At 44.0% G+C, this 18,467-nt stretch carries 19 protein-coding genes; 1 reads left to right on the forward strand and 18 read right to left on the reverse strand.

Translation table 11 applies throughout. The features are described from left to right. Positions 1 to 3: 3 nt before the first annotated feature. The 18 genes from atpD to rpmH form a co-directional block, all read right to left on the reverse strand. Positions 4 to 1,389 carry a F0F1 ATP synthase subunit beta gene (gene atpD, locus ACHUFQ_RS03525; RefSeq protein WP_394173027.1) on the reverse strand — a complete coding sequence of 462 codons (1,386 nt, stop codon included), beginning with the start codon at positions 1,387 to 1,389 and terminating at the stop codon, positions 4 to 6. A 33-nt stretch (positions 1,390 to 1,422) separates the two neighbouring features. Then, the gene (atpG, locus tag ACHUFQ_RS03530) at positions 1,423 to 2,283 is read right to left on the reverse strand and encodes a F0F1 ATP synthase subunit gamma (protein ID WP_394173028.1); all 861 of its coding nucleotides are present in this window, start codon (positions 2,281 to 2,283) and stop codon (positions 1,423 to 1,425) included. A 24-nt stretch (positions 2,284 to 2,307) separates the two neighbouring features. Further along, a complete protein-coding gene (atpA, locus tag ACHUFQ_RS03535; protein ID WP_394173030.1) occupies positions 2,308 to 3,849 on the reverse strand; it encodes a F0F1 ATP synthase subunit alpha in 1,542 nt (513 codons plus the stop codon). A 14-nt stretch (positions 3,850 to 3,863) separates the two neighbouring features. Further along, the gene (atpH, locus tag ACHUFQ_RS03540) at positions 3,864 to 4,397 is read right to left on the reverse strand and encodes a F0F1 ATP synthase subunit delta (protein WP_394173032.1); all 534 of its coding nucleotides are present in this window, start codon (positions 4,395 to 4,397) and stop codon (positions 3,864 to 3,866) included. A gap of 14 nt (positions 4,398 to 4,411) precedes the next feature. After that, complete coding sequence (gene atpF / locus ACHUFQ_RS03545; RefSeq protein ID WP_394173034.1) at positions 4,412 to 4,882, reverse strand: F0F1 ATP synthase subunit B; 471 nt, start codon at positions 4,880 to 4,882, stop codon at positions 4,412 to 4,414. A 47-nt stretch (positions 4,883 to 4,929) separates the two neighbouring features. Next, positions 4,930 to 5,151: a F0F1 ATP synthase subunit C gene (atpE, locus tag ACHUFQ_RS03550; protein WP_089153031.1), complete on the reverse strand. Its 222-nt coding sequence runs from the start codon at positions 5,149 to 5,151 to the stop codon at positions 4,930 to 4,932. 124 nt (positions 5,152 to 5,275) lie between these two features. Next, a complete protein-coding gene (atpB, locus tag ACHUFQ_RS03555) occupies positions 5,276 to 6,103 on the reverse strand; it encodes a F0F1 ATP synthase subunit A (RefSeq protein ID WP_394173036.1) in 828 nt (275 codons plus the stop codon). Positions 6,104 to 6,106: 3 nt separating this feature from the next. Next, entirely contained in the window at positions 6,107 to 6,511 is a 405-nt protein-coding gene (locus ACHUFQ_RS03560) for an ATP synthase subunit I (RefSeq protein ID WP_394173037.1), read from the reverse strand. 180 nt (positions 6,512 to 6,691) lie between these two features. Next, positions 6,692 to 7,573: a ParB/RepB/Spo0J family partition protein gene (locus ACHUFQ_RS03565; RefSeq protein WP_394173039.1), complete on the reverse strand. Its 882-nt coding sequence runs from the start codon at positions 7,571 to 7,573 to the stop codon at positions 6,692 to 6,694. A 12-nt stretch (positions 7,574 to 7,585) separates the two neighbouring features. Further along, the gene (locus ACHUFQ_RS03570) at positions 7,586 to 8,374 is read right to left on the reverse strand and encodes a ParA family protein (RefSeq protein WP_394173041.1); all 789 of its coding nucleotides are present in this window, start codon (positions 8,372 to 8,374) and stop codon (positions 7,586 to 7,588) included. Positions 8,375 to 8,403: 29 nt separating this feature from the next. Then, complete coding sequence (rsmG, locus tag ACHUFQ_RS03575; RefSeq protein WP_394173042.1) at positions 8,404 to 9,039, reverse strand: 16S rRNA (guanine(527)-N(7))-methyltransferase RsmG; 636 nt, start codon at positions 9,037 to 9,039, stop codon at positions 8,404 to 8,406. 72 nt (positions 9,040 to 9,111) lie between these two features. After that, positions 9,112 to 11,001 carry a tRNA uridine-5-carboxymethylaminomethyl(34) synthesis enzyme MnmG gene (gene mnmG / locus ACHUFQ_RS03580; RefSeq protein WP_394173044.1) on the reverse strand — a complete coding sequence of 630 codons (1,890 nt, stop codon included), beginning with the start codon at positions 10,999 to 11,001 and terminating at the stop codon, positions 9,112 to 9,114. Positions 11,002 to 11,408: 407 nt separating this feature from the next. Beyond that, positions 11,409 to 11,852 carry a flavodoxin domain-containing protein gene (locus ACHUFQ_RS03585; protein WP_394173046.1) on the reverse strand — a complete coding sequence of 148 codons (444 nt, stop codon included), beginning with the start codon at positions 11,850 to 11,852 and terminating at the stop codon, positions 11,409 to 11,411. Positions 11,853 to 12,426: 574 nt separating this feature from the next. Further along, positions 12,427 to 13,818 carry a tRNA uridine-5-carboxymethylaminomethyl(34) synthesis GTPase MnmE gene (mnmE, locus tag ACHUFQ_RS03590; protein ID WP_394173048.1) on the reverse strand — a complete coding sequence of 464 codons (1,392 nt, stop codon included), beginning with the start codon at positions 13,816 to 13,818 and terminating at the stop codon, positions 12,427 to 12,429. A 237-nt stretch (positions 13,819 to 14,055) separates the two neighbouring features. After that, positions 14,056 to 15,702, reverse strand: coding sequence for a membrane protein insertase YidC (gene yidC, locus ACHUFQ_RS03595; protein WP_394173050.1), 1,647 nt, complete (start codon positions 15,700 to 15,702; stop codon positions 14,056 to 14,058). A 6-nt stretch (positions 15,703 to 15,708) separates the two neighbouring features. Beyond that, entirely contained in the window at positions 15,709 to 15,957 is a 249-nt protein-coding gene (gene yidD, locus ACHUFQ_RS03600) for a membrane protein insertion efficiency factor YidD (protein ID WP_394173052.1), read from the reverse strand. Next, a complete protein-coding gene (gene rnpA / locus ACHUFQ_RS03605; RefSeq protein ID WP_394173054.1) occupies positions 15,924 to 16,280 on the reverse strand; it encodes a ribonuclease P protein component in 357 nt (118 codons plus the stop codon). The genes yidD and rnpA overlap by 34 nt, the downstream gene beginning before the upstream one ends. Positions 16,281 to 16,307: 27 nt before the next feature. Further along, positions 16,308 to 16,442, reverse strand: a complete 135-nt coding sequence (gene rpmH / locus ACHUFQ_RS03610) for a 50S ribosomal protein L34 (protein WP_068547039.1) — start codon at positions 16,440 to 16,442, stop codon at positions 16,308 to 16,310. A gap of 648 nt (positions 16,443 to 17,090) precedes the next feature. Between rpmH and dnaA the strand changes: the two genes are divergently transcribed. Beyond that, positions 17,091 to 18,455, forward strand: a complete 1,365-nt coding sequence (gene dnaA / locus ACHUFQ_RS03615; protein WP_394173056.1) for a chromosomal replication initiator protein DnaA — start codon at positions 17,091 to 17,093, stop codon at positions 18,453 to 18,455. Positions 18,456 to 18,467: the final 12 nt, after the last annotated feature.

Here is an 18,467-nt window from a genome sequence, read left to right on the forward strand (position 1 = left end):
CAATTAAGCTTTCTGAGCTTTTTCTACGGCTTCGTCGATAGAACCAACCATGTAGAACGCTTGTTCTGGTAGTTCATCGTAATCACCAGCCAGGATACCTTTAAAGCCAGCAATCGTGTCTTTCAGAGAAACGTACTTACCAGGAGAACCGGTAAATACCTCTGCCACGAAGAACGGCTGAGAAAGGAAACGCTCAATCTTACGAGCACGGGCAACGGTTTGCTTATCTTCTTCAGATAGCTCGTCCATACCCAAGATAGCAATGATATCTTTAAGCTCTTTATAGCGTTGTAGTGTTGATTGAACACCACGAGCCACATCATAGTGCTCGTTACCAACAACTAATGGATCTAGCTGACGAGAAGTAGAATCTAGTGGATCGATTGCCGGGTAGATACCCTGAGCGGCGATGTCACGAGAAAGTACAACCGTTGCGTCCAAGTGAGCGAAGGTTGTTGCCGGACTTGGGTCAGTCAAGTCATCCGCAGGTACATATACCGCCTGGATTGACGTGATTGAGCCAGTCTTAGTTGATGTAATACGCTCTTGTAGAACACCCATCTCTTCTGCAAGAGTTGGCTGGTAACCTACCGCTGATGGCATACGACCCAGAAGTGCCGAAACCTCAGTACCCGCTAGGGTATAACGGTAAATGTTATCTACGAAGAATAGTACGTCACGACCTTCGTCACGGAATTTTTCAGCCATGGTAAGACCGGTCATCGCAACACGAAGACGGTTACCCGGTGGCTCATTCATCTGACCGTAAACTAGCGCTACTTTATCAAGTACGTTAGATTCGCTCATTTCGTGATAGAAATCGTTACCTTCACGAGTACGCTCACCAACACCAGCGAATACTGAGAAACCGCTGTGCTCGATTGCGATGTTACGGATAAGTTCCATCATGTTTACGGTTTTACCAACACCGGCACCACCGAACAGACCAACCTTACCACCTTTCGCGAAAGGACATACAAGGTCGATAACCTTGATACCTGTCTCTAAAAGCTCGTTAGAAGCGGCTTGCTCTTCATAAGAAGGCGCTTCACGGTGAATCGTCCAACGTTCTTCAGTTGCGATGTCACCAGCTTCGTCGATTGGATTACCCAATACATCCATAATACGACCTAGAGTCGCAGTACCAACTGGTACCTGGATAGGGTTTCCTGTGTTCTCTACATTCAGACCACGACGCAAACCGTCAGATGAACCCATGGCAATAGTACGAACTACGCCACCACCTAGCTGTTGCTGTACTTCTAGTACGCGACCAGCCAGATCACCTTCGGTGATAGTTAATGCGTCATATACCTGAGGTACAGCATTTTGTGGAAACTCTACGTCCACAACTGCGCCAATAACTGACACGATATTACCTGCACTCATGTTTATTCCTCTAAACTTTAATTAAATCTCTGCCTATACCGCAGCCGCACCAGCAACAATCTCACTCAATTCTTGAGTAATCGCTGCCTGACGGGCCTTGTTGTATACCAATTGTAAGTCATCAATTAAGCTGCCTGCGTTATCGGTAGCGGCTTTCATCGCTACCATACGGGCTGCTTGCTCACTGGCTAGGTTTTCAACCACGCCTTGATATACCTGGGACTCAACGAAACGCACCATTAACTGATCAAGCAATGCTTGGGCATCAGGTTCGTAAATGTAGTCCCAGCGATGGGTAATTTTGTCATCATCGGACTTAGGCAAAGGTAACAATTGATCGATAGTCGGCTTTTGACTCATAGTGTTTTCAAACTTGTTGTACACTACGAAAAGTCGGTCGATATCACCCTTGTCATAGGCGTCTAACATCACCTTAACAGAACCGATTAAATCAGTTACTGAAGGTTGGTCGCCTAAACCGGATTTTTGGGCAACTATGTTGGCACCGAAACTTGCGAAGAAACCGGCTGCTTTCGAGCCGATTAATGCAAATTCCACTTCAGCACCTTGTTCCTGCCACTGGGCAGAGTCTTTCAATACAGACTTGAACAAGTTGACATTTAAGCCGCCACAAAGACCACGGTCGGTAGAAATAACGATATAGCCTACACGCTTAACTTCACGCTCTTCCAAATAAGGATGGCGATATTCAAGTTGACCGCATGCAATGTGACCGATCACGTTTCTGATTTTCTCAGCGTAAGGACGTGTGGCAGCCATCGAATCTTGCGCACGACGCATTTTCGATGCTGCAACCATTTCCATTGCGCTGGTGATCTTCTGTGTATTTTTAACACTTCCGATCTTGTCTTTAATTTCTTTACCACCGGCCATGACTATTGTCTCCGAAACTAATAATTACCAGGTTTGGGTCGCTTTGAACGTGTCAAGCAACTTAACTAGACCTGCTTCGATATCTTTATCATAGTTACCAGTTTCGTTGACGGTAGCCATAAGCTCTGCGTGCTCGTTATTGGCATAGGCTAATAGCGCACCTTCGAAATCACCAATTTTGTTGATTTCGATGTCAGTTAAATAACCTTTTTCAGCCGCGAACAGAGAAACTGCAGTCTCAGCCACTGAAAGTGGGCTGTATTGCTTCTGCTTCATCAGTTCAGTAACACGCTGACCATGCTCAAGCTGTGCACGAGTAGCATCATCAAGATCAGATGCGAACTGCGCGAACGCCGCTAATTCAGCGTATTGAGCAAGGGCTAGACGGATACCACCACCAAGCTTTTTGATGATCTTAGTTTGAGCAGCACCACCAACACGAGATACCGAGATACCTGCGTTTACAGCAGGACGGATACCAGCGTTGAATAGATTCGACTCTAGGAAGATCTGACCATCGGTGATTGAAATTACGTTAGTAGGAACAAACGCAGATACGTCACCCGCTTGTGTTTCAATGATAGGTAGAGCAGTTAGTGAACCAGTCTGACCTTTCACTTCACCATTAGTGAACTTTTCAACATACTCAGCGTTTACACGAGCAGCACGCTCTAGTAGACGAGAGTGAAGATAGAATACATCACCAGGGAATGCTTCACGACCAGGCGGTCGACGAAGTAGTAGTGAGATTTGACGATAAGCAACAGCTTGCTTAGACAAATCATCATATACGATTAGGGCATCTTCACCGCGGTCACGGAAGTATTCACCCATAGTACAACCAGAGTAAGGCGCTAAGTATTGTAGTGCAGCGGCTTCTGAAGCAGAGGCTACAACAACAATCGTATTTTCAAGTGCACCGTGCTCTTCTAGAGAACGTACTACGTTAGCAACTGTAGAGGCCTTCTGGCCGATTGCAACATAGATTGACTTGATGCCAGTATCTTTCTGGTTGATGATTGCATCGAGTGCGATCGCAGATTTACCAACCTGACGGTCACCGATGATAAGCTCACGCTGACCACGACCGATTGGAATCATTGAGTCAATTGACTTGATACCTGTTTGTACAGGTTGGTCAACAGATTTACGATCGATAACACCTGGTGCTACCACTTCAACAGGAGAGAAACCATCGCTATCGATAGGACCCTTACCGTCAATTGGCTCACCAAGAGTGTTTACTACACGGCCTAATAGACCGCGACCTACTGGTACTTCCAAAATACGGCCAGTACCTTTAACTTTTACGCCTTCAGCAAGGTCCGCGTAAGGACCCATCACTACCGCACCTACCGAATCACGGTCAAGGTTTAACGCGATAGCGAAACGGTTGCCAGGAAGTTCAATCATCTCACCTTGCATAACATCTGCAAGACCGTGGATGCGAATGATACCGTCTGTTACAGAAACGATAGTACCTTCGTTACGAGCTTCACTAACAACGTCGAATTGATCAATACGTGATTTGATCAACTCAGCGATTTCAGTGGAATTCAATTGCATGCTCTTTTCCCCGATTAGGATTGCATTGAGGTAGCCAAACGTTCCAGTTTACCGCGGACTGAACCGTCGATAACTGTGTCACCAGCCTTGATTACAAGACCAGAAACTACATTGGCATCTACTGTGCAATTTAGCTTAACTTTACGAGCCAGACGCTTTTCAAGCGCGGCGCTCAATGAAGTAACTTGTTCTGCGCTTAATTCAACCGCAGAAGCTACATCAACAGAAACTTCTTTCTCATGTTCCGCTTTTAATTCAGCGTACTGAGAAACGATCTGTGGTAGCACCAACAAGCGTCCGTTTTGTGCCAGAATCTTAATAAAATTCTGACCTTTGTCGTTGATTTGTTCCCCACATACTTTCAGGAACAGGTCTGTTACTTGCTCAACGCCCATGCCACCAGTTAAATAACCGGCAACGGTTTCGTTCTGGCTAACTTCAGATGCAAAAACCAGCATCTCTAACCAGGCATCAACAGATTTTGCCTCAACGGCATACTCGAACGCTGCTTTCGCGTAAGGACGAGCAATGGTTGTCAATTCAGACATAGCTCAATCCTCTCTTAAAGTTCAGCAACTAGTTTGTCTAAGATGTCGCTGTGTTCAGCGGCATCGATAGAGCGTTCAAGAATTTTCTCGGCACCGGCAACAGCAAGAACAGCGACTTGTTGACGCAATTCTTCTTTAGCGCGGTTACGCTCAGATTCAATTTCTGCATGGCCAGAAGCGAGAATTTTCTCACGCTCGGCTTTTGCCTTGTCTGCGGCTTCTTCGATAAGTTGAGCTTCACGTTTCTTAGCAGCTTCAACAATCTCAGCAGCTTGAGCTTTCGCTTCTTTAAGCTGTGCTTTGATGTTGTCGCGAGCTAACTCAAGATCTTTCTCAGCTTTCTCACCAGCAGCAAGTCCATCAGCGATGGTCTTTTGACGTTCTTCAATGGCACTCATAATTGGTGGCCATACGAACTTCATGCAGAAAATAACAAATACGATAAATGCTATCGATTCACCGATTAAAGTAGCATTAATATTCATATTCGTAGCTCCTATATCTAATTAATTCGCAAGGGTTCGGTAGTGAATTAAGCACCAACAGCGAATAGTAGATATAGACCGATACCAACACCGATCATCGCGATCGCATCGATAAGACCTGCAACGATGAACATTTTTACTTGAAGCTGTGGAGCCAGTTCAGGTTGACGAGCAGCAGATTCTAAGAACTTGCCACCTAAAAGACCAAAACCAATCGCAGTACCTAATGCACCTAAGCCGATTAGTAGAGCAACAGCAATATATAACATGTGTATCTCCAGTTATTTTCTAGTTAGTTAAAATTAAAAGTTAAAAATTAAAAATTTGTATTCCCGACATCCATGCCGTCACTCACGGGCAAGCGGTTAAACCTGCCCGAGCTCTTCCTGAGACTTAGTGATCTTCGTGCGCCAGGCTTAAATACACGATGGTCAACATCATGAAGATAAATGCCTGAAGCGGAATTACTAGTAAGTGGAAAGCTGCCCATAAGAAATGTACAGGCAACTGGAATAAACCAATGGTTGCGATCAAAATAAAGATCAACTCACCCGCATACAAGTTACCGAACAAACGCAGTGCCAATGACACTGGACGGGCGATAAGGGTAACGGATTCAAGGATGAAGTTAACCGGAATAAAGGCCCAGTGGTTAAATGGTTGAAGGGTTAGTTCCTTCATAAAACCACCAACACCTTTTACTTTGATTGAGTAATAGATGATCAGGAAGAATACACTAAGACTTAATGCAAACGTCATGTTCATGTCCGTCGTAGGTACGGATTTGATATAAACATCATCAGGGTTCATACCTAAGCCATACTGACCAATCAGGCCAGCAACACCTGGGATCCAATCTACTGGTACCCAGTCCATGGCATTCATCAGTAATACCCAGACAAAAATGGTCAGGGAAAGGGGAGCAATTAATGCGTTTTTACCGTGGAAGGTTTCTTTCACGCTCTTGTCGACAAAATCGACAATCATTTCTACCGCGCATTGTAATTTCCCTGGAACGCCCGTCGTTGCTTTTTTGGCAACGGAGCGGAATGTAAGAAGAAAAATCAAACCGAGAACAATTGACCAGCCCAGAGTATCAACGTGTAGAGTCCAGAAGCCAGCGTCGGCACATGCTTTGTTAAAAGCAATACCGCTGTCCGAGGAACACATTGTCCAGTTAGTCAAATGGTGTTTGATATAAGAGCCTGTATCTGCAGCCATCTTTTATCCCAATTTTTGTTGATTAAAATGAAACCTGTTAACAATGGCGTTCAACCAGGGAACCAGCATTGTTATTGAATATGTTATAAAAAAGGTAACGACGTTTAACTCAAGAAACTTAAAACACAAGGCAAACAAAATCGCCGTCAACACCAATTTTAACTTCACGCCACCGTAAAACGAATCAACCACCTGTCGGGCTGCGCGTGCACCGGCAAATTTAAAAGCCTTATGTGCAAATACAAAATTAGGGATTACACTGACCATACCACCAGCAAATGCTGATGTAGCGGCAGTTAATCCCCAACCGAAATAGCAAATTGTAAAACTTAAAAGAGTAATCAAAAACTGCAGGAATACTTGTCTGTATGCGTATTTCCTGCCGGGTTTTGCTAGCGTATTTTGCACCCGTTACTCCTAAGAAATCGTCCCAAATCTTTGATTCAGCTTGAATTCAAATGGGTTCTGATTTTTTTCTCGCCAAAAGCCAGCGCAAGTATACTGAATTAGGTTTTTTTTGCAACTTTATGAGGCATAACAAGCGCTAAAAGTGTGCAAAAAACGGAACAGGGTTACAATGCGGTAATATTAGTGAATTTTGGATAAAATTCCGTCAAGTTCATCAAGTGATGCGTAACTGATTACCATTTTCCCTTTGCCTTTACGGTTATGTTGAATTTCAACAGAAGAACCGATCCGTTCAGCCAACTCCTGCTCTAGTTTCACCGTATTCGCATCCTTTTGTTTTGCCGCTTTCGGCGCAACAGGTTCAAGGACTTTTTTCACCAAAGCTTCCGTTTCTCTAACAGTCAGTTCTTTGGCTGCAACCGTTCGAGCCGTTGCGGTTTGTACATCACCGGTCAGGGCGAGCAGAGCTCGGGCATGGCCCATATCAATGTCACCATTTTCAAGGAAGGTTTTAACATCGTTATTCAGGCTATTTAAGCGCAATAGGTTGGTAACCGTTGTTCGGGATTTGCCAACAGCCTCAGCAACTTCAAGGTGAGTTAATTCAAATTCATTTAACAGTCGTTCCAGGGCAATGGCTTCTTCCATCGCATTAAGATCTTCACGCTGAATATTTTCAATTAACGCTATTGCTACAGCAGATTCATCGGCAACATCTTTGATAATACAAGGAACCGTATCAATCTTAGCTAACTGCGCAGCGCGCCAGCGACGTTCACCGGCAATAATTTCATAAGCACCGGCAGCGACCGGACGAACCACAATAGGTTGAATAATGCCCTGGGCTTTAATCGAGTTACTTAACTCCTCCAAAGCATCTTCAGACATATCTTTACGAGGCTGGTATTTGCCAGGTTGCAAAATATCGATAGGCAACTTTTGCAATTCATTTTCGTTATTCGCTAATTGCTGTCCATTAGCGCTATCCGAGGCAGGTCGTGGTGCTGATGTTAATAATGCATCAAGGCCTCTACCCAGCCCACGGCGTTTTGAAGTGCTCATTTATGTTCCTGCCTAAACTAATTCTTCGCTCACTGCGACTTGCTGTTTTTTAAGTAATTCACCGGCTAACGCTAAATACGCTTTGGCGCCTGTCGATGATTTATCGTAATACATAGCCGGGGCACCAAAACTTGGAGCCTCCGCCAAACGCACATTGCGAGGGATCACAGTGCGATAAACCTTGTCACCAAAATGACGTTTAAGTTGTTCGGATACATCGTTTGCCAAGCGATTTCGAGGATCGTACATGGTACGTAATATCCCCTCAATATGCAGATCTTTATTAACCACCTGGGATAGTTTGGCAATGGTATCCATTAACGCGGTTAACCCTTCAAGCGCATAGTATTCACACTGCATTGGAACCAAAACAGAATCGGCTGCTCCCATCGCATTGACGGTTAACATATTCAGCGAAGGCGGGCAGTCGATAATAATAAAATCGTAGTAATCACGGGCGTCTTGCAATGCGGTTTTTAACCGTAATTCGCGAGCAAACACTTCCATGAGTTTAATTTCAGCGGCGGTAACATCGGTATTCGCGGCGATTAAATCATATTGCCCCATGGTATCTTTGACGATGACCTGTTGATAGGGCTGCTCATCAATCAATAACTCATAACTGGTCGCATGGACTTCATATTTATCAACGCCGGAACCCATGGTGGCATTACCTTGAGGATCTAAATCAATCAGCAAAACTTTTCTTTTGGTGGCAGCCAGGGAAGCGGCTAAATTCACCGATGTCGTTGTTTTACCGACGCCACCTTTCTGGTTAGCGATTGCAATTATTTTTCCCACAGCGTCCCCGCAAAATTCGAATAAAGCAATTAAAGTGCGTTAGATTTTTTCAATTCGATTAAATGTCGTTGCCCTTCAAGTTCCGGCACCTGAACCTGGTGGTAAGCCACCAACTCAATGCCAGCAGGCAATTGTTGCAGTTCTTGCTCAGGAAGAACACCTTTAAGTGCAAAAAAACGACCGTTTTCATCGATAAGATGTTCACACCAGCTTACCATATCCAGCAGAGAAGCAAAGGCTCTACTTAAAACCCCGTCAAACGGGACTTCTGGCTGATATGCCTCAACTCTGCTAAGTAGCGGAGTTACATTGGAAAGTTTCAGTTGAAATACCACCTGACGCAAAAACGTGATGCGTTTTCCTAAGCTGTCCAATAATACAAAATTTCGCTGCGGATACAAAATAGCCAATGGGATGCCCGGTAATCCCGGGCCGGTACCGACATCAATAAAGCGATCACCATGCAGATATGGGCCATTGGCGATACTATCAAGGATATGTTTGACCAACATTTCTTCGGGATCGCGCACCGACGTCAGATTATAGGCTTTGTTCCATTTGTGAAGAAGCTCAACGTAGGCGACAAGCAAATCTATCTGCTGCTCATTCACCGCTAAATCGGACTGAGCAATTAAATCGGTTAATCGAGATTTTAAATTCGTCATCGGTTGTTGCGTTCCAAAGGGCAGGGGCTGATAAACAAAGACCGGCTATTATCGCCGGTCTCGTTGTTAAGGTTAAGCAGTTTTTCTCAACAGACCGTGTTTTTTCAGGTAAACCAGCAATAACGATATTGCCGCCGGAGTGATCCCCGAAATCCGGGACGCTTTACCTAAGGTCTCTGGGCGAGCGTCGCTGAGCTTGGCAACCACCTCATTGGATAAACCAGAGATTTGTGAAAAATCAAAATCGGCTGGGATCAAGGTGTTTTCATGACGTTTTTTCTTATCGATTTCATCAAGCTGACGTTCGATGTAACCGGCATATTTAATCTGAATTTCAACCTGTTCCGCCGCTTGCTTGTCAGTTAGACCAGGTCCGAAAGCTTCGATGTCCATCAGTGTTTCGTAACGGGTTTCAGGGCGACGAAGTAAGTCTTCAAGATTCGCTTCCCTTGAAATAGGGTTTTTTAACAATGGATTTAGCTGCTCAGCTGCAGGATTATCTTTTTGCACCCAAACGCCACGCAAACGTTGACGCTCAAGTTCGATATTTTCCATTTTTTCACAGAATCGCTGCCAGCGCGCATCGCCAACCAGACCAAGTTCACGGCCTTTTTCGGTCAGACGAATATCAGCATTGTCTTCGCGTAACAGCAAACGATATTCGGCACGAGAAGTAAACATGCGGTAGGGTTCTTTGGTGCCCAGGGTAGAAAGATCATCGATCAATACGCCCATATACGCCTGTTCGCGACCTGGCGTCCAGCCTTCTTTGTCCTGCACCCGACATGCGGCGTTCATACCAGCCACTAGCCCCTGTGCGCCTGCTTCTTCATAGCCAGTTGTGCCGTTGATTTGTCCGGCAAAAAACAAATTCTGGATAAATTTACTTTCCAGCGTTTGTTTTAGATCGCGAGGATCAAAATAATCATATTCGATCGCATAGCCTGGACGAATGATATGGGCATTTTCAAATCCTTTAATGGAACGCACTAAATCCATTTGCACGTCAAAAGGTAAACTGGTGGAAATACCGTTAGGGTACACCTCATGGGTCGTCAGGCCTTCAGGCTCGACAAAAATCTGATGCGATTCTTTATCGGCAAATCGCATAATTTTATCTTCAATCGAAGGACAATATCGCGGACCAACACCTTCGATCACGCCAGTATACATCGGCGATCGATCTAATCCTTCACGGATCACATTATGGGTTTTCTCGTTGGTATGGGTGATATAACAAGGAATTTGCTGCGGATGATGGGCTGTCTGGCCCATAAATGAGAACGTAGGAACTGGTGTATCACCAGGTTGTTCCTGCATCACAGAAAAGTCCAGAGTCCGGGCATCTAAGCGTGGCGGAGTGCCCGTTTTAAGGCGTTCGATGCGAAATGGCATATCCCTTAAACGGCTTGCCAGATTTACCGAAGCAGGATCGCCTGCACGTCCGCCTTGATAATTATTTAAGCCAATATGGATTTGTCCGGCTAGGAAGGTACCAACCGTTAATACCACGGTTTTACCTTTGAATTTCAAGCCCATTTGCGTGGATACACCAACGATTTGATCGTTTTCAAGGATCAAGTCATCGCAAGGTTGCTGGAATATCGTAAGGTTTTCCTGATTTTCCAAGTAGTTACGGACATAGGCCTTGTAAAGCAAACGATCCGCCTGGGCACGGGTTGCGCGCACTGCGGGACCTTTTGAAGAATTCAATGTACGAAACTGGATCCCACCGTGATCAATGGCTTCAGCCATCAAACCACCCAGAGCGTCAATTTCTTTGACCAAATGTCCTTTACCGATCCCACCAATCGCTGGGTTGCATGACATGGCACCTAAGGTATCAATGTTATGAGTCAGCAATAATGTTTTGCAACCCATACGAGCCGCCGCCAGGCAGGCTTCTGTACCAGCATGACCACCTCCAACAACGATAACGTCAAAGGAATCTTGATACCACATAAAAGAAAAACCTCGATTAATGAAAACGGAATACGACTTAAATCTAAGGTGAGTATTCTACCGTTTATTGGCGGTTAGGGAAACGATCAAAGTGTTAAAAGATCGAACGCTGGATCCTTAATAAAATATAAAGATCTATATATAGATCTTATTATTATCTCTTATTAGTGATCGCGTTTTCTGTTGATAACTCAATAAAGCGCTTTATTTATAGGTGGTTGGGATAGATCAGATCCTGTGATCAAGGTTGGATCTGATCATGTATTACTTCTGATCAAAAGGCCTGTTTATCCACAGGAGATCTTTTTGATTTTATTGTGCACTGAATAATAAGTGAAAATTAACGGTTTGATCACAGTTTTATTCACAATAGCTAATTTTTAGATCGTAAACTGTGGGTAAGTTCTTTATAACTGATCCAAATGATCGCGTATCCATTGCTCAGCGATCTCTTCGGGATCAATATCCTCGTCCATATCGATACAGAATATATCAATGATTTCTTTAGCCCCCTTAGATAACATATTGTTTTGTATGTTTTTTCCTGCCAAACAAAAGGTGTCGTAGTTACTATCACCAACAGCGATCACAAAAAACTTTAGATCGTCCAAGGGTTGATCATATGCACAGAGGTTCTCGACGAACGACTCTATATTTTCTGGAAAATCGCCTGCGCCATGGGTTGAGGTGCAAATAATCCAGGTCTGATCTTTTCTTGGAATTTGTGAAAATTCCGGTTGAAAGTGCAATTCACATGAATGATTTGCATCTTTTATAACCGATTCTACGGCTTCAGCAATGTATTCTGTCCCACCTAACATGCTGCCAACGATGATTTGAAATGATGACATGGAGAGTTCCTGTAAGTAATTTATCTTCAATTATGGCGATTCTTTTGTCGAATGAATCCCATTTTTTGCGGACATTATACGTGTGCATGTAGAAAAGCGGGATCTTTATTCTTGGCTGAATAATGGTCGTAAACGAGGGCGATAAATACAGATAGACCTATATCTGGAACTGTTTTTACCTGGGGTAAAAAGGTTTATTTTTAGGCTTTTTAAGACATGGTAGAAGAATTATTGAGTGGTAATACAAACGCTGGGTTGACTCGGATCCACTCTTTCATTAGATCCCGTTCTTCAACGGGATGACGCAGATTCCTCACGCAGTGCGGGATCTTTGTTACTCTATAAACGTGTCATTCCGTGATACTGCACGGAATCTGAGGTTTAGGTTTTGGCTTGGTATAAATGAAGGCTCAGTATGGGAAGGGAGATCCCGTTTTTCAACGGGATGACGCAGATTCCTCACGGGAAGGGAGATCCCGTTCTGCAACGGGATGACGCAGATTCCTCACGGGGAAGGAGATCCCGGCCGACGCCGGGATGACTCTGCAGCCTAGCTGACGCGGCGGGAGCCTCGTCACTTACCAATACAGAATGATGAGAATATTTGGCCTAGCAGATCGTCACTGGTAAATTCGCCGGTAATTTCATTTAGCGCCTGTTGGGTAATACGCAGTTCTTCCGCGAGTATTTCGCCCGCCATAAATGACAATAATTGTTCCTGTCCCGTTAACAAGTGCTGTTGTGCCGTTTCCAGGGCCTGAATATGGCGTCGGCGTGCCATAAAACCTCCCTCGGCATTACCTTCATACCCCATGCATTGCTTAAGGTGCTCGGTTAACGCATCGATGCCATCGCCAGTCTTTGCTGACAAGGTTATGGTTGGCTTTTCATGGGAGACTTTGTAGCCACATACCTGGCCGCTAATATCGGCTTTATTGCGGATAATGGTTAAGCCCATATTGTCCGGCAGTTGTTTGAAAAACTCAGGCCAGAACTGGGTTGGATCGATAGTTTCATCCTGTTGTGAGTCAATCATTAACAAAACGCGATCCGCTTGTTTGATTTCCTTCCACGCCCGTTCAATACCAATTTGCTCGACTTTATCCGGGCTTTCCCTAAGACCTGCGGTATCGATAATATGTAATGGCATGCCATCAATATGAATCTGTTCCGTTAGCACATCCCGGGTCGTACCTTCAATGTCAGTGACGATCGCCGATTCTCGGCCACTCAAGGCATTAAGCAGGCTGGATTTACCAGCATTGGGTCTGCCGGCAATAACGACCCGCATGCCTTCGCGGATAATCGAACCTTGCTGGGCTTTCGCTAATACATCTGCTACCTGTTCAATCAATGCCCTCAAGGATGAACTTACGTTGTCATCCTTGAGAAAGTCGATCTCTTCTTCCGGAAAATCAATGGCTGCCTCGACGTACATGCGCAGATGTATGACATCATCGACGAGCTGATGTACCAGTTTTGAAAAATCCCCTTGTAGTGAATGCAGGGCTGCTCGGGCTGCCTGTTCTGAACTTGAATTGATTAAATCGGCGATGGCTTCGGCCTGGGTTAGATCCAGTTTGTCATTAATAAATGCCTGTTCGGAAAACTCCCCAGGTTTGGCCATGCGAATATTATCCAGACTAATAATGTGCTTTAGCAGCATATCCAGAATAACCGGGCCGCCATGCCCTTGTAATTCAAGTACATCCTCACCGGTAAATGAGTTAGGCCCTTTAAAAAATAACGCGATACCCTGGTCAATTACGTCCTGATTTTTATCGAAAAACGAAAGATACTCCGCATAACGGGTCTTCGGCACTTTACCCAGCAATTGTTCGGCAGCATGACTTGCCAAAGGGCCGGATACTCGAATAATACCAACCCCGCCGCGACCAGGTGGTGTGGCTTGAGCGGCAATGGTTTCGATATTACTTAAGGTTTTCGTTGAGCTGTTGTCGGACATAAATACGTAAAATTCATTTAGATATGGACTGAATTATAAACGAGTTAACAAAGGAGGGGATAGGGGAGAAGAGGATAACCGGATATTTTATTATCCGATATTGCATTTGGTCATATATAATGGTGTTGAACCTTAACTGTAAACTAAAACAGCGTTACAACGTCTGACGATTAAATCAAAAATGCCCAAAAAAAGACCTGCATATGCAGGCCTTTTAATTAAAAACAATCGACTTCGCTATTTTTTAGCGGGTTTCGCATTGGCTTTTTCTTCCGCTTTTTCAATTGAGCGGAAGATAATCAGCATTTGAATAATGGTGATTACGTTTGATACTAACCAGTATAGTACCAGGCCAGATGGGAACCACAGGAAGAAGAAGGTGAAGAATACCGGCATCCATTGCATCATTTTTTGCTGCATTGGATCGGTTGCCATATTCGGTTGCAACTTCTGCATCAGGAACATCGATGCACCCATTAATAATGGCATGACGAAATACGGGTCCATTGACGATAAGTCATTTATCCATAGGGCAAATGGTGCATGGCGTAATTCAACGCTTTCAATAAATACCCAGTATAACGCCAGAAATATTGGCATCTGTACGAGTAATGGTAAACAACCACCTGCAGGATTAACCTTCTCTTTCTTATACAGCTCCATCATCGCTTGTGACATTTTCTGACGATCATCGCCATAACGTTCTTTCAAAGCGGTCATTTTCGGCTGGATCTTGCGCATTTTTGCCATTGACGTGTATTGGGTTTTGGTCAACGGATACATAATGGTTTTCACCACGATGGTGATACAGATAATCGCCAGACCCCAGTTAACCACTAATCCCTGGATTTTAATCAATAACCAGAACAGAGGCTGACTGATGAAAAATAGGATGCCGTAATCGACGGTTAAATCAAGGCCGTTAGCAATCTTGGCTAATGAATCCTGATCTTTAGGGCCGACATAAAATGTGGCACTTAGTGTTTCTGTACCGCCAGGAGCGATAGCAACGGTTGGCTGTTTGAAACCAATAACGGCTTGGCCTTTAGCGCCAAGATAATTGGTGTATAAATCATTCGTTGTATTTTGGTTAGGCACCCAGGCACTGACAAAATAATGCTGCAACATGCCGACCCAACCAGCTTTGGTTTTGGTATTTAGGTTAGCATCTTCAATATCGTCAAATGGGAGCTTTTCATAGCGACTGTCGCTAGTCGAATACGCGGCACCACGATAGGTAGGCATAAACATAGAGCCTTCATCGTCGATATAGGTGTCTTGTTTTAGCTGACCGTACAGCTGCACACTTGCAGCCGCAGCACTGTTGTTATTAACAATGTATTCAACCGCAACATCATATTTGCCGCGCGTTAAGGTAAAGCGCTTAATATAGTTAATGTCATTGTTAGCGTACGTCAGATCGACAACTAATTGGTCACCGGAAATCTGATATTCTGTTTTGTCTGCAACATAGACTGCGCGACCTTTATTGGTTGCATCGCCTTGAGCGCCGATTAATCCGGACTGAGCAACATAGATAAAACCATCAGACGTCAGTATTGGCATTGCCTGACCACTGCCTTGCTCGGTTTCAAACTGTAATAACTTAGCGGCAACGATATCACCACCACGGGTGTCGATGGTTAATTCCAAAACATCAGAAGCAACAGTGATAGTGCCACCTTTACCTGAAGTGTCTTGAGTTGCAGGGGCTTGCTCACTGGCCTGCGGAATAAAATCATCGTCGCCAGACTGAGTTGGAGACGAGGTCGCAGCCTCAGTTTCTACTGGTTGTTGTGGCGCATTATCGACTTGCCACTGTTGAAACAGTAAGAAACTAACTACCAGTAATGCTATGAATAGCAAACCGCGTTGTGATTCCATAATTTGTTAATTCTCTTGTTTAGATTTAGGAACGGGATCTTCACCACCCGCGTGCAGAGGATGGCATTTTAATATACGTTTAATCGCTAACCAACTCCCTTTTATGACACCAAAGCGATTAATTGCCGTGATAGCATAACTGGAACAGGTTGGATTGAATCGACAATTGTTGCCAAGCAATGGACTTAACCAACGCTGGTAGGCCTTTATCGGGGCAATAACTATCGCTTGTGCCGCTGAATGATTTTTCGCCATATTTTTTCCAATTGTTGAACAATCTCTTCATTTTCGAGTTGATCAATCCCTGACTTTACCATAACAACCAAATCAACGGCAGGAAGTTTGTGCTGATTTAAGCGAAAACTTTCACGAACCAGGCGTTTTATTCGATTTCTTTGTACGGCATGCTTTACTCGTTTTTTAGCAATAGCCATGCCTAAACGATTATTGGCGTCTTTGTTGGTCGTTATTAATATGGTGAAATGGCTTGAGCCATATCGAGAGGGGTGATTAAAAACTTTTTGGAAATGATCAGGAGTCAACAGACGTGACTCCCGATTAAAACTGTAGGTACCCATGTGGGTAATAATCCTTATAAAGAAGGATTAGGCGCTAAGCTTAGCACGACCTTTAGCACGACGACGTGCAATAACAGCACGACCGTTTTTAGTAGCCATGCGAGCACGGAAACCGTGGTTACGTTTACGCTTTAATACGCTAGGTTGAAATGTTCTTTTCATGACGCTATCCCGTTATGTTTGTTTGCTATGCGAAAACAAACGTTTTCGAGCACTGTGTTAAAAAATGAGGCCGAATTCTAAATAGATTAGGCGATAAAGTCAACGATATTCGTAAAAAGAGTTTTTAAAGGATCCTTAACAAGATCCTTTTATATCGCAGACTCGGGTTGTGGGTCGTAATTAGTATAGTAAAGGGATCCTAGATGTTTGAAAATAACATCCAGAGTGTAAAAAAGATGTCAATAATCCCCTTAGTTTTGGATCGCGATCCGTTAAAAGCACATTTTCCTCGTTAGGATCCGATTGCAACAGGAATATAAATAAAGTTTCTTTATATCCACAGTTTTATAACAAAATTTTGGGGTTTTTATTGGTTTGTCTGAATATGTCGGCGAAATCAAGTAATTATATCGTCAAAATCCGGCATGTTCTGATTGCTTATCGTTATTAAAAGCCTTTAAAAATGCTTACTTAGTAAAAAAGATCGATTTTTTTAAAAATTATCCCAAACCTCGTATTGCACTTGTGGATAACTGGGGTGATAATGGCTCGATAATAAAAAACATTCACAGGATAATCTTGCTACCTTCTCTGTTCATTACCCAGTTATACATCGGATAGTAGCCCCCTTATTTCCAGGAGTATTGAGTGGAAGATTCCCTCTGGCAAAGCTGTTTGTCGATTCTCGAAGAAGAATTACCAGCCCAACAATTTAGTATGTGGATTCGACCTTTGCAATGTGAAGTTGCAGGTAACGTAATGACCTTGTATGCACCTAATCGCTTTGTGTTGGATTGGGTGAGAGAAAAATACCTGGGCCGAATTACCCAATTGGTGGCTTTACAAAACCCTAATCCGCCACAAGTGCGCTTTGATGTCGGTAGCAAACCTGTATCTGCGGCGCCAGCGGCATCGATTGATACCAATAGGCATTCTGCACCGGCAGCAATGCCAAATAGCAATCAAGGTAACGCCGTTCCAAATATCCAAAAATCAACGAATGTGCGTGATAAATACACGTTTGATAACTTTGTTGAAGGTAAGTCGAACCAGTTGGCCCGTGCTGCGGCATCTCAAGTGGCTGATAATCCGGGGCAGGCATACAATCCATTGTTTATCTACGGTGGCACCGGTTTAGGCAAAACCCATTTATTGCATGCTGTTGGTAATGGTATTTTGAGAAACAAGCCAAATGCCAAAATCGCGTATATGCATTCTGAGCGATTTGTTCAGGATATGGTAAAAGCCCTGCAAAATAATGAAATTGAAAAGTTTAAACAATATTACCGCAGTGTTGATGCCTTACTTATCGATGATATTCAGTTTTTTGCCAATAAAGAGCGTACTCAGGAAGAGTTTTTTCACACATTTAATGCCTTGTTAGAAGGCAATCAACAAATAATTCTGACCAGTGACCGCTATCCAAAGGAAATCAACGGTGTCGAAGACAGACTTAAATCCCGGTTTGGTTGGGGTTTGACGTTAGCCATTGAACCCCCTGAACTGGAAACGCGGGTCGCCATTCTCAAACGTAAAGCCGAGGAAAGCCAGATCAACCTGGCAGATGAAGTGGCATTTTTTATTGCTAAGCGTCTGCGCTCTAATGTTCGAGAGCTTGAAGGTGCATTGAACCGGGTTATTGCCAATGCAAATTTCACCGGTCGACCCATAACCATAGACTTTGTCCGCGAAGCGTTGCGAGATTTACTGGCATTACAGGATAAACTGGTTACCATAGACAATATTCAACGGACGGTTGCCGAGTATTATAAAATTAAAGTGGCGGATATATTATCCAAGCGTCGCAACCGCTCTGTGGCCAGACCCAGGCAAATCGCCATGGCGTTGGCAAAAGAATTGACCAGTCATAGCTTACCAGAAATTGGTGATGCATTTGGCGGAAGGGATCATACGACGGTGTTACACGCCTGTCGAAAAGTAAAAGCCCTTCGAGAAGAAAGTCATGATATAAAAGAAGACTACTCAAATTTAATAAGAACGCTATCGTCGTAGCAGGGAGATCAG

The sequence above is a fragment of the Thalassotalea litorea genome, assembly GCF_043642205.1.
GTDB lineage: Bacteria > Pseudomonadota > Gammaproteobacteria > Enterobacterales > Alteromonadaceae > Thalassotalea_A > Thalassotalea_A litorea.

Bases quoted from the DNA above. Each gene is read 5' to 3' on its own strand.
- atpD (WP_394173027.1), bottom strand. From the start codon at position 1,389: ATGAGTGCAGGTAATATCGTGTCAGTTATTGGCGCAGTTGTGGACGTA.
- atpG (WP_394173028.1), bottom strand. From the start codon at position 2,283: ATGGCCGGTGGTAAAGAAATTAAAGACAAGATCGGAAGTGTTAAAAAT.
- atpA (WP_394173030.1), bottom strand. From the start codon at position 3,849: ATGCAATTGAATTCCACTGAAATCGCTGAGTTGATCAAATCACGTATT.
- atpH (WP_394173032.1), bottom strand. From the start codon at position 4,397: ATGTCTGAATTGACAACCATTGCTCGTCCTTACGCGAAAGCAGCGTTC.
- atpF (WP_394173034.1), bottom strand. From the start codon at position 4,882: ATGAATATTAATGCTACTTTAATCGGTGAATCGATAGCATTTATCGTA.
- atpE (WP_089153031.1), bottom strand. From the start codon at position 5,151: ATGTTATATATTGCTGTTGCTCTACTAATCGGCTTAGGTGCATTAGGT.
- atpB (WP_394173036.1), bottom strand. From the start codon at position 6,103: ATGGCTGCAGATACAGGCTCTTATATCAAACACCATTTGACTAACTGG.
- ACHUFQ_RS03565 (WP_394173039.1), bottom strand. From the start codon at position 7,573: ATGAGCACTTCAAAACGCCGTGGGCTGGGTAGAGGCCTTGATGCATTA.
- rsmG (WP_394173042.1), bottom strand. From the start codon at position 9,039: ATGACGAATTTAAAATCTCGATTAACCGATTTAATTGCTCAGTCCGAT.
- mnmG (WP_394173044.1), bottom strand. From the start codon at position 11,001: ATGTGGTATCAAGATTCCTTTGACGTTATCGTTGTTGGAGGTGGTCAT.
- ACHUFQ_RS03585 (WP_394173046.1), bottom strand. From the start codon at position 11,852: ATGTCATCATTTCAAATCATCGTTGGCAGCATGTTAGGTGGGACAGAA.
- mnmE (WP_394173048.1), bottom strand. From the start codon at position 13,818: ATGTCCGACAACAGCTCAACGAAAACCTTAAGTAATATCGAAACCATT.
- yidC (WP_394173050.1), bottom strand. From the start codon at position 15,702: ATGGAATCACAACGCGGTTTGCTATTCATAGCATTACTGGTAGTTAGT.
- yidD (WP_394173052.1), bottom strand. From the start codon at position 15,957: ATGGCGAAAAATCATTCAGCGGCACAAGCGATAGTTATTGCCCCGATA.
- rnpA (WP_394173054.1), bottom strand. From the start codon at position 16,280: ATGGGTACCTACAGTTTTAATCGGGAGTCACGTCTGTTGACTCCTGAT.
- rpmH (WP_068547039.1), bottom strand. From the start codon at position 16,442: ATGAAAAGAACATTTCAACCTAGCGTATTAAAGCGTAAACGTAACCAC.